17 protein-coding genes are annotated in these 13,021 nt (G+C 61.8%); 14 read left to right on the top strand and 3 right to left on the bottom strand.

Annotation, left to right across the window (positions count from 1 at the left end; genetic code table 11):
- Positions 1 to 4 precede the first annotated feature (4 nt).
- The 3 genes from rpsG to tuf all read left to right on the top strand — a co-directional run bounded on the left by rpsG (position 5) and on the right by tuf (position 3,920).
- Positions 5 to 475: a 30S ribosomal protein S7 gene (gene rpsG / locus HNS34_RS11095; RefSeq protein ID WP_172320141.1), complete on the top strand. Its 471-nt coding sequence runs from the start codon at positions 5 to 7 to the stop codon at positions 473 to 475.
- Positions 476 to 538: 63 nt separating this feature from the next.
- The gene (fusA, locus tag HNS34_RS11090; protein ID WP_172320140.1) at positions 539 to 2,662 is read left to right on the top strand and encodes an elongation factor G; all 2,124 of its coding nucleotides are present in this window, start codon (positions 539 to 541) and stop codon (positions 2,660 to 2,662) included.
- Positions 2,663 to 2,744: 82 nt separating this feature from the next.
- Complete coding sequence (gene tuf / locus HNS34_RS11085) at positions 2,745 to 3,920, top strand: elongation factor Tu (protein ID WP_172320139.1); 1,176 nt, start codon at positions 2,745 to 2,747, stop codon at positions 3,918 to 3,920.
- Positions 3,921 to 4,236: 316 nt separating this feature from the next.
- On the opposite strand, the gene HNS34_RS11080 is transcribed toward tuf, so the two are convergent.
- Positions 4,237 to 4,443: a cold-shock protein gene (locus HNS34_RS11080; protein ID WP_172320138.1), complete on the bottom strand. Its 207-nt coding sequence runs from the start codon at positions 4,441 to 4,443 to the stop codon at positions 4,237 to 4,239.
- Positions 4,444 to 4,809: 366 nt separating this feature from the next.
- Here HNS34_RS11080 and rpsJ point away from each other — a divergent pair, with 366 nt between their 5' ends.
- The 10 genes from rpsJ (at position 4,810) to rplP (ending at position 10,748) form a co-directional block, all read left to right on the top strand.
- Entirely contained in the window at positions 4,810 to 5,124 is a 315-nt protein-coding gene (gene rpsJ / locus HNS34_RS11075) for a 30S ribosomal protein S10 (RefSeq protein ID WP_172320137.1), read from the top strand.
- Positions 5,125 to 5,138: 14 nt separating this feature from the next.
- A complete protein-coding gene (gene rplC / locus HNS34_RS11070; RefSeq protein ID WP_172320136.1) occupies positions 5,139 to 5,864 on the top strand; it encodes a 50S ribosomal protein L3 in 726 nt (241 codons plus the stop codon).
- The gene (gene rplD, locus HNS34_RS11065; protein WP_172320135.1) at positions 5,861 to 6,481 is read left to right on the top strand and encodes a 50S ribosomal protein L4; all 621 of its coding nucleotides are present in this window, start codon (positions 5,861 to 5,863) and stop codon (positions 6,479 to 6,481) included. Before rplC ends, rplD begins: the two co-directional genes overlap by 4 nt.
- Positions 6,478 to 6,774, top strand: coding sequence for a 50S ribosomal protein L23 (locus tag HNS34_RS11060; protein WP_172320134.1), 297 nt, complete (start codon positions 6,478 to 6,480; stop codon positions 6,772 to 6,774). The genes rplD and HNS34_RS11060 overlap by 4 nt, the downstream gene beginning before the upstream one ends.
- Before the next feature lie 238 nt (positions 6,775 to 7,012).
- Complete coding sequence (locus tag HNS34_RS11055; protein WP_172320133.1) at positions 7,013 to 7,645, top strand: hypothetical protein; 633 nt, start codon at positions 7,013 to 7,015, stop codon at positions 7,643 to 7,645.
- Positions 7,646 to 8,094: 449 nt separating this feature from the next.
- Positions 8,095 to 8,937 (top strand): 50S ribosomal protein L2, encoded by an 843-nt coding sequence (gene rplB, locus HNS34_RS11050; protein ID WP_172320132.1) that lies wholly within the window; start codon positions 8,095 to 8,097, stop codon positions 8,935 to 8,937.
- A 3-nt stretch (positions 8,938 to 8,940) separates the two neighbouring features.
- Positions 8,941 to 9,219 carry a 30S ribosomal protein S19 gene (gene rpsS, locus HNS34_RS11045; protein ID WP_172320131.1) on the top strand — a complete coding sequence of 93 codons (279 nt, stop codon included), beginning with the start codon at positions 8,941 to 8,943 and terminating at the stop codon, positions 9,217 to 9,219.
- Between the two features lie 3 nt (positions 9,220 to 9,222).
- A complete protein-coding gene (rplV, locus tag HNS34_RS11040) occupies positions 9,223 to 9,603 on the top strand; it encodes a 50S ribosomal protein L22 (protein WP_172320130.1) in 381 nt (126 codons plus the stop codon).
- Complete coding sequence (gene rpsC, locus HNS34_RS11035) at positions 9,603 to 10,322, top strand: 30S ribosomal protein S3 (RefSeq protein ID WP_172320129.1); 720 nt, start codon at positions 9,603 to 9,605, stop codon at positions 10,320 to 10,322. Before rplV ends, rpsC begins: the two co-directional genes overlap by 1 nt.
- A 12-nt stretch (positions 10,323 to 10,334) precedes the next feature.
- On the top strand, positions 10,335 to 10,748 hold the full coding sequence (rplP, locus tag HNS34_RS11030) for a 50S ribosomal protein L16 (RefSeq protein WP_172320128.1): 414 nt from the start codon (positions 10,335 to 10,337) through the stop codon (positions 10,746 to 10,748).
- A 250-nt stretch (positions 10,749 to 10,998) separates the two neighbouring features.
- Here the strand turns inward: rplP and HNS34_RS11025 are convergent, their stop codons facing one another.
- A complete protein-coding gene (locus tag HNS34_RS11025; RefSeq protein ID WP_172320127.1) occupies positions 10,999 to 11,784 on the bottom strand; it encodes a TIGR00266 family protein in 786 nt (261 codons plus the stop codon).
- Between the two features lie 132 nt (positions 11,785 to 11,916).
- The gene (locus tag HNS34_RS11020) at positions 11,917 to 12,537 is read right to left on the bottom strand and encodes a 2OG-Fe(II) oxygenase family protein (RefSeq protein ID WP_172320126.1); all 621 of its coding nucleotides are present in this window, start codon (positions 12,535 to 12,537) and stop codon (positions 11,917 to 11,919) included.
- On the opposite strand from HNS34_RS11020, the gene HNS34_RS11015 reads away from it, so the two are divergent.
- Positions 12,536 to 12,883 carry a RidA family protein gene (locus tag HNS34_RS11015; RefSeq protein WP_172320125.1) on the top strand — a complete coding sequence of 116 codons (348 nt, stop codon included), beginning with the start codon at positions 12,536 to 12,538 and terminating at the stop codon, positions 12,881 to 12,883. The genes HNS34_RS11020 and HNS34_RS11015 overlap by 2 nt on opposite strands.
- Positions 12,884 to 13,021 lie beyond the last annotated feature (138 nt).

Genomic DNA, 13,021 nt, shown 5'->3' with positions numbered 1-13,021 from the left:
AAGCATGTCCCGTCGTCACGCCGCCGAGAAGCGCGAAGTCCTGCCTGACGCCAAGTTCGGCGATAAGGTCCTGACCAAATTCATGAACAACCTGATGATCGACGGCAAGAAGTCGGTCGCGGAACGCATCGTCTACAACGCCTTCGACCGCGTTGAAGAGAAGCTCAAGCGCGCCCCCGTGGAAGTGTTCCACGAGGCGCTGGACAACATCAAGCCAGCGCTCGAGGTCCGCTCGCGCCGCGTCGGTGGTGCCACCTACCAGGTTCCCGTCGAAGTGCGCCCCGAGCGCCGTGAGGCGCTGGCCATCCGCTGGCTGATCAAGGCCTCGCGCTCGCGCAACGAGAACACGATGGAAGAACGCCTGGCCGGTGAGCTGGTCGATGCCGTCAACTCGCGCGGGTCCGCCGTGAAAAAGCGCGAAGACGTGCACAAGATGGCCGACGCCAACAAGGCGTTCTCGCATTACCGCTGGTAACCCGGCCCGGGCCCGTTCGGGGCCCGGCGCAACCCTCGAATTTCCGCCTAAGGACTGACCCAAATGGCACGCGATTATCCGCTCCAACGCTACCGCAACTTCGGGATCATGGCCCATATCGATGCGGGCAAGACCACCTGTTCCGAACGCATCCTGTTCTACACCGGCAAATCCCACAATATCGGCGAGGTGCATGACGGCGCCGCGACGATGGACTGGATGGAGCAGGAGCAGGAACGCGGCATCACCATCACCTCGGCCGCGACCACGACCTTCTGGCAGTGGCAGGAAGACCCGACCGCCGATGGCACCTCCGACACCAAGTACCGGATGAACATCATCGACACCCCCGGCCACGTCGACTTTACCATTGAAGTCGAGCGCAGCCTTGCGGTTCTCGACGGCGCGGTCGCCGTGCTGGACGCCAATGCCGGGGTCGAGCCGCAGACCGAGACCGTCTGGCGCCAGGCCGACCGCTACAAGGTGCCGCGCATCGTGTTCGTCAACAAGATGGACAAGATCGGGGCCGATTTCTTCAACTGCGTGAAGATGATCAAGGACCGCACCGGCGCGATCCCGTGCCCGATCCAGATTCCGATCGGGGCCGAGACCGAGCTGGAGGGCATGATCGACCTGGTGACCATGGAAGAATGGGTCTGGGCCGGGGAAGACCTCGGCGCCTCCTGGGAGCGTCGCCCGATCCGCGACAGCCTGAAGGACCAGGCCGACGAATGGCGCGCCAACATGATCGAGATCGCCGTCGAGATGGACGACGACGTGATGGAGTCGTATCTGGAAGGCGAAGAGCCCGACGTTCCGACCCTGCGCCGCCTGATCCGCGAAGGCACTCTGGCCATCAAGTTCATCCCCGTGCTCTGCGGCTCGGCCTTCAAGAACAAGGGTGTGCAGCCGCTCTTGAACGCCGTGGTGGATTACCTGCCCTCGCCGATGGACGTGGTCGACTACATGGGCTTCAAGCCCGGCGACGAGACGGAAACCCGCAACATCCCGCGCCGCGCCGATGACGACATGCCGTTCTCGGGCCTGGCGTTCAAGATCATGAACGACCCCTATATGGGCACGCTCACCTTCACCCGGATCTATTCCGGCAAGGTTGCCAAGGGCGACACGTTCCTGAACTCGACCAAGGGCAAGAAGGAGCGCATCGGCCGTATGGTGATGATGCACTCCAACAAGCAGGAAGAGATCACCGAGGCTTTCGCGGGCGACATCATCGCGCTGGCGGGCCTGAAGGACACCACCACCGGCGATACGCTGTGTTCGATCAACGATCCGGTGGTCCTGGAAACCATGACCTTCCCCGATCCGGTGATCGAGATTGCCGTGGAACCCAAGACCAAGGCCGACCAGGAGAAGATGAGCCAGGGCCTGGCCCGTCTGGCCGCCGAGGATCCGTCCTTCCGCGTCGAGACCGATCTGGAATCGGGTCAGACGATCATGAAGGGCATGGGCGAATTGCATCTCGACATCCTGATCGACCGCCTCAAGCGGGAGTTCAAGGTCGAGGCCAATATCGGTGCGCCGCAGGTGGCCTATCGCGAGACCATCGGTCACGAGATCGAGCATACCTACACCCACAAGAAACAGTCGGGTGGCTCGGGGCAGTTCGCCGAGGTCAAGATGGTCATCAGCCCGACCGAACCCGGCGAAGGCTATTCCTTCGAGAGCCGCATCGTCGGCGGTGCCGTTCCCAAGGAATACATTCCGGGCGTGGAAAAGGGCATCAACTCGGTCATGGATAGCGGCCCGCTGGCCGGCTTCCCGGTGATCGACTTCAAGGTCGCCCTGATTGACGGCAAGTTCCACGACGTGGACTCCTCCGTTCTGGCCTTCGAGATCGCGGCACGCATGTGCATGCGCGAAGGCATGCGCCGGGCCGGGGCCAAACTGCTGGAGCCGATCATGAAGGTCGAGGTTGTGACGCCCGAGGAATATACCGGTGGCATCATCGGCGACCTCACCTCGCGTCGTGGCCAGGTGCAGGGGCAGGATACCCGTGGCAACGCCATCGCCATCGACTGCTATGTGCCGCTGGCCAACATGTTCGGCTACATCAACACGCTGCGCTCCATGTCGTCGGGTCGTGCGAACTTCACCATGCAGTTCGACCATTACGAGCCGGTGCCGCAGAACATCTCGGAAGAGATCCAGTCGAAATACGCATAAACAGCGGTGGGCAGGATTGCCCACCCTACCACCCCCGTAGGGTGGGCAGTTTGCCCACCGCGAACCAGACAAGGAGGCCCCCATGGGCAAGGAAAAGTTTGACCGTAGTAAACCGCATGTGAACATCGGCACGATCGGCCATGTTGACCACGGCAAGACGACCCTGACGGCTGCGATCACGAAGTATTTCGGCGATTTTCAGGCCTATGACCAGATCGACGGCGCGCCCGAGGAGAAGGCCCGCGGGATCACCATCTCGACCGCGCATGTCGAGTATGAGACCGACGCGCGCCACTACGCGCATGTCGACTGCCCCGGCCACGCCGACTACGTCAAGAACATGATCACCGGTGCCGCCCAGATGGACGGCGCGATCCTGGTGGTGAACGCCGCCGACGGGCCGATGCCGCAGACGCGCGAGCACATCTTGCTCGGTCGCCAGGTCGGCATCCCCTACATGGTCGTCTACATGAACAAGGTCGATCAGGTCGATGACGAGGAGCTGCTGGAGCTGGTCGAGATGGAGATCCGCGAGCTGCTGAGCTCCTACGAGTATCCCGGCGACGACATCCCGATCATTCCGGGCTCGGCGCTGGCCGCCCTTGAGGGCCGTGACGAGGAGATCGGCGAGAAGTCGATCCGCGCCCTGATGGCGGCTGTCGATGAGTATATCCCGACGCCCGAGCGCGCCGTGGACCAGCCCTTCCTGATGCCGATCGAGGACGTGTTCTCGATCTCGGGCCGCGGCACCGTGGTCACGGGCCGTGTCGAGCGGGGCGTGATCAATGTGGGCGACGAGATCGAGATCGTCGGCATCCGCGACACCAAGAAGACGACCTGCACCGGCGTGGAAATGTTCCGCAAGCTGCTGGATCGCGGTGAAGCGGGCGACAATATCGGCGCGCTCCTGCGCGGTATCGACCGTGAGGGTGTCGAGCGTGGCCAGGTGCTGTGCAAGCCGAAATCGGTGACGCCGCACACCAAGTTCGAGGCCGAGGCCTACATCCTGACCAAGGAAGAGGGTGGCCGTCATACGCCGTTCTTCGCCAACTACCGCCCGCAATTCTACTTCCGGACCACGGACGTGACCGGCACGGTGGAACTGCCGAGCGGCACCGAGATGGTGATGCCGGGCGACAACCTGAAGTTCGAGGTCGAGCTGATCGCGCCGATCGCGATGGAACAGGGCCTGCGCTTCGCCATCCGCGAAGGTGGCCGGACGGTTGGCGCCGGCGTCGTCAGCAAAATCATCGACTGATACCGCAACTGCGGTGTCAGGGTGGGTGGCAGACGCTCTGAAAGAGCGATGAGAACCCACTCCGGTTGAGAATTGGAAAGGCCGCTCCAATCCGGGGCGGCCTTTTTCCGTGCTATCGTTGCAAAGACTGATCCGGTCCCCGAATCTCAAGGACCTCGCAGGGCGGGGTTCACCCCGCCAGACCCTCAGACAAAGGAAACCGCTCCAATTCGGGGCGGCCCTTTTCCTTTCACCCGCAGCCGCGCAAAGGAAAAGGGCGCGCTGTTTCCAGCACGCCCTTTCATTTCTCTCAACATCTGCCCCGAAGGGCCGAGCCTTACGCCAGTGCGAGGTTGGTCGCGCTTTCGCGGCCGTCGCGACCGGGCTCGATGTCGAAGGTCACTTTCTGGTCATCGGCCAGGCCGGTCAGGCCTGCGCGCTCGACGGCAGAGATGTGCACGAACACGTCCTTGCTGCCGCCATCGGGTGCGATGAAGCCGAAGCCTTTGGTGGCGTTGAACCATTTGACGGTGCCAGTTGCCATTGTCGTATCTCCTGTTTGTGCTGCCCGCAGTATGCGGCAGGTCGGCTAAGTCAGTGCAAGATCGAAGGACTGAGCCGATAGGAGCAGTATGGTCGATAGTGGTAACGTCGCAGCCCTCACATGGGGCCCCGGCCCGCAAAAAGCAAGTGGATTATTGCGAAATGCCCCCTGCGGGCGAAATCCGGCTTTGTGCCCGCGCGCGGAACTTTCCGCTTGATAGATTCCGCCCACCCATGTATCCCGCGCGAGTTCGCACATGCGGACGCTTGAGAGGCGGGGTCCAAGTCCCGCCTTTCGGGTTCGATGAGGGCCGGTGGATGAGCTGCCGGTCGTCCTATCAACTCTCGCCTCGAAAGGCTGATACAGATGGCAGTCCAAAGCCAAAATATCCGCATCCGGCTGAAGGCCTTTGACTATCGCGTCCTGGATTCCAGCACGCAGGAGATCGTCAACACGGCCAAGCGCACCGGTGCGCAGGTTCGCGGGCCTATCCCGCTGCCGAACAAGATCGAAAAATTCACCGTTCTGCGTGGCCCCCACGTGGACAAGAAATCGCGCGACCAGTGGGAGATTCGGACCCACAAGCGTCTGCTCGATATCGTGGACCCGACCCCGCAGACCGTGGACGCGCTGATGAAGCTCGACCTGGCCGCCGGTGTCGACGTCCAGATCTCGGTTTGAAGGAGGGCACTGAAATGCGCTCTGGAGTGATCGCGAAGAAGGTGGGCATGACCCGCCTGTTCATGGAGGACGGGCGTCAGATCCCCGTCACCGTTCTGCAACTGGATGCCCTGCAGGTTGTCGCCAACCGCACCTCCGAGAAGGATGGCTACACCGCCGTTCAGCTCGGTGCAGGCACCGCCCGCGTCAAGCGCGTGAGCAAGGCCATGCGCGGCCATTTCGCCGCCGCCTCGGTCGAGCCGAAGCGCAAGCTGGTGGAGTTTCGCGTCGATGCCGAGAACCTGATTGAAGTGGGCGCCGAGATCTCGGCCGAGCACTTCCTTGAAGGCCAGAAGGTCGACGTGTCGGGCACCTCGATCGGTAAGGGGTTCCAGGGCGCGATGAAGCGCTGGAACTTCGGCGGTCTGCGCGCCTCGCACGGCGTGTCGATCAGCCACCGCTCGCACGGGTCCACCGGCCAGTGCCAGGACCCCGGCAAAGTGTTCAAGGGCAAGAAGATGGCCGGTCACATGGGTGCTGCCCGTGTCACCACGCAGAACCTGGAAGTTGTCCGCACCGACGCGGATCGTGGCCTGATCATGATCAAGGGCGCGGTTCCGGGCTCGAAAGGCGGATGGGTGACCATCAAGGACGCCATGAAGAAGAAACTGCCTGAGGGTGTGCCCTTCCCCGCCGCGCTGAAGAGCGCCGCATCGGAAGCAGCCCCTGTCGAGGCTCCGGCTGAGGGAGCGGAAGAATGAAGGCTGATGTGATCAAACTGGACGGCGGCAGCGCCGGCACCGTGGACCTGGACGAAGCGCTTTTCGGCCTGGAGCCGCGCGCCGACATCCTGCACCGCGTCGTCCGCTGGCAGCGCAACAAGGCGCAGGCCGGCACGCACAAGGTGAAGACGCGGTCGGAGACGTCCTATTCCACCAAGAAGATCTATCGCCAGAAGGGCACCGGCGGCGCACGCCACGGTGACCGCAACGCGCCGATCTTCCGCAAGGGTGGTATCTACAAGGGCCCGACCCCGCGCAGCCACGCCCATGACCTGCCCAAGAAGGTGCGCGCCCTCGGCCTGCGCCACGCGCTGTCCGCCAAGGCGGCAGCGGGCGAACTGGTCGTGATCGACAGCGTCGCGATGGACGCCGCCAAGACCTCCACCCTGGCCAAGCAGGTCAAGGAGTTGGGCTGGAAGCGCGCGCTTATCATCGACGGGGCCGATATCGACGCCAACTTCGCCCTCGCCGCGGCCAATATCGACGGTCTCGATGTGCTTCCGTCGATGGGCGCAAACGTCTATGACATCCTCAAGCGTGACACCCTGGTGATCACGAAGGCGGGTGTCGAAGCACTGGAGGCTCGTCTGAAATGAGTGCCAAAGCTGAACATTACGACGTGATCCGCAAGCCGGTCATCACCGAGAAGGCAACCATGGCGTCCGACGCCAACGCGGTTGTGTTCGAAGTGTCGATCGACGCCAACAAGCCGCAGATCAAGGAGGCGGTCGAAAGCCTCTTCGGTGTGAAGGTGAAGGCGGTGAACACGACGATCACCAAGGGCAAGCAGAAGCGTTTCCGGGGCCAGCTGGGTCGCCGCAAGGACGTGAAGAAGGCCTATGTGACGCTCGAAGAGGGCAACACGATTGATGTGTCGACCGGGCTGTAAGGGCGTGCGTTGATATGTGACGGAATGAACCCCGGCTGCGAGAGTGGCCGGGGTTTTTCTTTGGGTAAGGTGGGCAGTTCTGCCTACCGATGGGCGATGTGTGCAGGTTGGGATGGTGGTCAGAATGCCCACCCTACGCTTGATGTGACTCTACTGTCCTCAGGGGATGTATTTCTGAACAGAATGCGCAACAATCGTTCTGAAAGTGGATGCCAAGTATGCAGTTCGAGGAGGATTCATGGAACCACTAAGTACTATAATTGTTCTGGCGTTGATAATCGGGTGGGCGGGCATTGGGTACTGGGCTCACGAAATTGGTCGTCCTCCAATACCGTTTGTTCTTCTTGCAATGATCGGTTCGCCTATATTGGCAGGGATCGTGTTGCTGATCATTGGGCCATCACCGGAGTACATTGACAAACAATTGGAAGAAGGAAGAGCAAGGGGCCGTCAAGTGCGTCTTGCAGAAAGAGAACAACAAGCCTTTGCAATGAAAGAGGAAATGCGCGCTAGATTCGAAGATGATGCATACGCTCAAGCATGGAGCGAACTTGAGAAAAACGAGGTGAACCATGCTGCAATGGCAAGAGCCACTGAGACGTCTGATGGAAACACGGATCGTGCACGGTCGCTTTATGTAAGATACCGAGTCAGCCAAATTCTCGACGAACGCCTCGGAGCCATGGAATGCGAATGCCCAACTACGGTTGTCGAGCACGAAACTCCAAACTTGTTCGAGATTGCCGATGCTACCGGCAGAAGAAGGACTCTTACGAGGGGAACAGATGGCAACTATTCGTTGAAGACGATTTCTGGTGGAGAAAAAGTGTTTGCGACAATTGAGGATGCTAGAAAGTACTTGCGGGGCTAACGCCCTCACAGCATTGCACTTTAGCGATCCATGAACATCGCTAGTCTCACCGGGTATTGCTTGAGTTCTCAATCCTCATACTCTGTAGCCATTCGGAGCGGAATCAAGGCCGTCAGGCCGCCGCGCGATCGCCAGACCGCCCCCCGGGTTGGCGATTTGGTGAGGCAGGCGCATCGCTCGGAGGGTGTTCGGGTTTGGCCGAGATAAAGTGCTCCGAACGCCCGTTGCATCGCCATCCCGCGGTCTGGCCATCGCGCGGCCTCACGCGCTTTCTTTTGCGGGGCTATTGACCCTCAAGGTGGCCTCCCCTAAGAGACCCCATCGGCATGGCCCCGGATTCGTCCGGGGCTCTGTTTTTGGTCGCAAGACCACATTACCCGGGCACCTACGGGGGCCTAGAACATCAGGGAAGCGAAAGCCTCCCGCACAGAAAACGGAAGACAGTTAACATGGCACTCAAGTCGTATAAGCCGACGACGCCGGGCCAGCGTGGGCTGGTTCTGATCGACCGTTCGGAGCTGTGGAAAGGACGTCCCGTCAAATCCCTCACCCAGGGTTTGACCAAGTCGGGCGGCCGGAACAACACCGGACGGATCACCATGCGTCGCATTGGTGGTGGCGCAAAGCGTCTCTATCGCATCGTCGATTTCAAACGGAACAAGCTCGACGTCCCCGCGACCGTCGAACGCATCGAATATGACCCCAACCGCACCGCCTTCATCGCGCTTATTCGCTATGAAGATGGCGAGCAGGCCTATATCCTGGCTCCGCAGCGCCTCGGCGTCGGTGACAAGGTGGTCGCGTCCGCGAAAGCAGACATCAAGCCGGGCAACGCAATGCCGTTCTCGGGCATGCCCATCGGCACCATCATCCACAATATCGAGCTGAAGCAGGGCAAGGGCGGCCAGATCGCACGCGCCGCGGGCACTTACGCCCAGTTTGTCGGCCGTGACGGTGGCTACGCGCAGATCCGCCTCTCGTCGGGCGAGCTTCGCATGGTGCGCCAGGAGTGCATGGCCACGGTTGGCGCGGTCTCGAACCCCGACAACTCGAACCAGAACCTCGGCAAGGCCGGGCGCAACCGCCATTACGGCAAGCGTCCGTCGGTCCGCGGTGTCGTGATGAACCCGATCGATCACCCGCATGGCGGTGGTGAGGGTCGGACGAGCGGTGGCCGTCACCCCGTCACGCCCTGGGGCAAGCCCACCAAGGGTGCCCGCACCCGCAACAAGAACAAGGCGTCGCAGAAGCTGATCATCCGCTCGCGTCACGCCAAGAAGAAAGGACGCTGATAGATGTCGCGTTCCGTTTGGAAAGGCCCTTTTGTCGACGCGTTCGTCCTCAAGAAGGCCGAGAAAGCCCGCGAGAGCGGCCGCAACGAGGTCATCAAGATCTGGTCGCGCCGTTCCACCATCCTGCCGCAGTTTGTGGGCCTCACCTTTGGCGTCTACAACGGCAAGAAACACATCCCGGTGAACATCACCGAGGACATGATCGGCCAGAAGTTCGGTGAATATTCCCCGACGCGGACCTATTACGGTCACGCCGCCGACAAGAAAGCGAAGAGGAAGTAAGCCATGGGCAAGGATAAGAATCCCCGCCGTGTGGCGGAAAACGAGGCAATGGCGAAACTGCGGATGCTGCGCACCAGCCCGCAAAAGCTGAACCTCGTGGCGCAGATGATCCGCGGCAAGAAGGTGGAAAAGGCGCTGACCGATCTGACCTTCTCGAAAAAGCGCATCGCGATTGACGTGAAGAAATGCCTTCAATCCGCCATCGCCAATGCCGAGAACAACCACAACCTCGATGTCGATGAACTGGTCGTGTCCGAGGCCTTCGTCGGCAAGAACATGGTCATGAAGCGCGGTCGCCCGCGGGGCCGTGGCCGGTTCGGCAAGATCGTGAAGCCGTTTTCGGAACTGACCATCACCGTGCGTCAAGTTGAGGAGCAAGCCTAATGGGACATAAAGTCAATCCGATTGGCATGCGCCTGCAAGTCAACCGCACCTGGGACAGCCGCTGGTATGCCGACACCAAGGATTACGGCAACCTGCTGCTGGAAGACGTCAAGATGCGTCAGTTCATCCATGAGGAGTGCAAGCAGGCCGGCGTGTCGAAGGTCATCATCGAACGTCCGCACCGCAAGTGCCGCGTCACCGTCCACACCGCGCGTCCGGGCGTGATCATCGGCAAGAAGGGCGCCGATATCGAAACCCTGCGCCGCAAGCTGGCCGCGATGACGGATTCTGAGTTGCACCTGAACATCGTCGAGGTCCGTAAGCCGGAACTGGACGCGCAGCTTGTCGCCGAGAACATCGCACAGCAGCTGGAGCGCCGGGTGTCCTTCCGCCGCGCCATGAAGCGGGCGGTGCAGAACGCGATGCGCATGGGATCCCTCGGGATCCGGGTGAATGTCGCGGGCCGTCTGGGTGGTGCCGAGATCGCACGGACCGAATGGTATCGCGAGGGCCGGGTGCCGCTGCACACGCTGCGCGCCGACATCGACTACGCCCATTCCGAAGCCGAGACGCCCTATGGCATCATCGGCATCAAGGTCTGGATCTTCAAAGGCGAGATCATGGAGCACGACCCGTCGGCCCATGACCGTCGCCATGCGGAGCTCCAGGAAGGTGGCGGCCCTCGTCCGCAAGGCGGGCGTCCCCGCCGCGACCGGTAAGGAGTTAAACAGATGCTGCAACCAAAGCGCACCAAATTCCGCAAGATGCACAAGGGCCGCATCCGGGGCGAAGCCAAGGGCGGGTCCGACCTGAACTTTGGCACATTCGGCCTGAAGGCGCTTGAGCCCGAGCGGGTCACCGCGCGTCAGATCGAAGCCGCCCGCCGGGCCATGACGCGTCACATGAAGCGTCAGGGCCGGGTCTGGATCCGGATCTTCCCCGACACGCCCGTGACCTCCAAGCCTGTCGAAGTGCGTATGGGTAAGGGCAAGGGTTCGGTCGATTTCTGGGCCTGCAAGGTCAAGCCTGGCCGCGTGATGTTCGAGATCGACGGCGTCGGCGAGGACATCGCCCGCGAGGCCCTGCGTCTGGCGGCGATGAAACTGCCGGTGAAGACCCGCACGATCGTGAGAGAAGACTGGTAACCGTCGTTTCCGCGACGCGGAAACGACGAGTGTGTGGCAGTCGCTTTTCCTCGGAAAAGCTATGAGAACACACCCCGGTGAGAAAAGAGATACCCCCGCTGAGAGATCGGCGGGGGTTTCTCTTTTCCAATAGCTTGCGTGTGGCGCGGGGGAAGACCGGTCGACCGGTCTTGATCACCCGATTTCGAAATCGGGTCTCAAGCGCCGTCGACGGCGCTTTTTCCACCGCGCGTCGATGCGCGGTCCCCCCTCACCGGTCCCCGAACATATCTCCCAAGCCGCCAAGGACCGAGCCTTCGCCCTTGGACCCGCCCGGACGCGCCGCGCGCAGCACGCGGTCGGCGAGGCGCGAGAATGGAAGGCTTTGCAGGAACACGGTGCCGGGGCCGCGCAAGGTGGCGAGGAATATCCCCTCGCCGCCGAAGATCATGGATTTGAGATTGCCGGAGCGCTCGATATTGTAATCGACGCTTCCGGTCATCGCGGCAAGGCAGCCGGTATCGACGCGCAGCACCTCTCCGTCACGCAATTCGCGCCGGATGACGGTGCCGCCGACATGGATGAAGGCCATGCCGTCGCCATTGAGGCGCTGCAGGATGAAGCCCTCGCCGCCGAAAAACCCCGCGCCCAGTTTCTTCTGGAACGCGATATCGGTCGTGGTGCCGAAAGCGGCGCAGAGAAAGGCATCCTTCTGGCAAATCAGCTCGCCGCCCATCTCGGCCATGTCCACCGGGATGATCTTGCCGGGGTAGGGCGCGGCAAAGGCGACCCGCTTCTTGCCCTGACCGGTATTGGTGAAATGGGTCATGAAGATGGATTCACCGGTCAGCACCCGCTTGCCCGCGCTCAAGAGCGAGTCCATGAACCCGCCCGAAGGCTTGCCGCCATCGCCCATGCGGGTCTCGAACCCGATGCCGTCTTCCATGTAATTCATCGCGCCGGCCTCGGCGATGACGACCTCGGAGGGGTCCAGTTCCACCTCGACGATCTGCATGTCGTCGCCGAAAATCTCGTAATCAACCTCGTGGCATCGCATGTCGAAATATCCTTCCCTGAATGATTTGTCCGGGGAGGATCGGGGCAGATGGGAAACGGGTCAAGGCGGTTTCGGGGCGCGTCCGATTTCGAAATCGGACGCAAGCGCCTTCGAAGGCGCTTGCCCAGCGCCTCACTCCCACCGGTAGTTGAAACTGACCGAGATGCGTTCATCCTCGGCCATGTTCATAGGCACTTCGTGGCGCAGCCAGCTTTCCCAGAGCAGCACGTCGCCGACCGCCGGTTTGACATAGACGAAGCCACGCATTTCCTCCCGCGCGTCTTTCCTGCGACCGGGGGCCGCCATCATCCGGGCCGAGCGCGGGTCTTCCAGTTTCAGCGCCGAGGCGCCATCGGGCATGGACACATAGGTGGTGCCGGAGATCACCGAATGGGGGTGGATATGGCTCGAATGCATGCCGCCCTCGGGCAGGATGTTGATCCAGATATCCTCCAGCACCAGCTTGCGGTCCTCCAGGTCGAACTCCAGATCCTCGGCGAACCCCGCAGCATGGGCATCGAGCGCCGCGACGAGGTCGGCGAAGATTGGGAAGCGCCAGGGCAGGTCGGTCAGCGAGGCATAGGAGGTATAGCCGGGATAGCCGTTTTCCTCGCACCACTCCTGTCCCGCCTCGTCATCCTCGGCGATGGAATAGCAGGAGGCTTCAAGCTCCTCCGCGTCGATGGCGGGGCCATGCTCCGACAGGGCGGCGCGGTAGAGGCGGGTCACGAAGAGGGAGGAGATCTGGGCCATGGGAGGGGGTTTAGCGCAAGTCGCGGGGGCAGGCGAGGGGGGATTGGCGGTTGATAACGGGGTCGCCTATATCACTGGCCGGGTGAGTGAGGGTGTGACCATCCAGGAACAGACCGAGGAATGCCTGCGGCGGCTGGATGCGCTGTTGATCCAGGACGGATCGTCCCGCGAGAAGATGCTGCGGGCGACGATCTGGCTGGCGGATATGAGCGATTTTGCGGGGCTGAACGAAGCCTGGAATGCGTGGGTGCCGGAGAGTCATGCGCCGACGCGGGCATGTGGCGAGGCGAAGCTGGCGCGCGATGTGCTGAAGGTCGAGATTATCGTGGATGCGCCTTGCGATTGAGGGAGTATGTATCGGCGGATACCCCCTACGAGGCGCGAACGATCACAGTCTCTGCCAAAAACCAGCAGTGTCCCAACAGTTGGTGTAACTCCCGCCGGTAGCGCGGGCTGAGCGGAGCCTTCGCATAGCGAAGCGAGG

It is taken from the genome of Alterinioella nitratireducens (genome assembly GCF_013155465.1).
In the GTDB taxonomy this organism is placed as follows: Bacteria; Pseudomonadota; Alphaproteobacteria; order Rhodobacterales; family Rhodobacteraceae; genus Alterinioella; species Alterinioella nitratireducens.
Note: the sequence above shows the minus strand (reverse complement) of the source record. Positions and strands in the feature narration are given on the sequence as shown.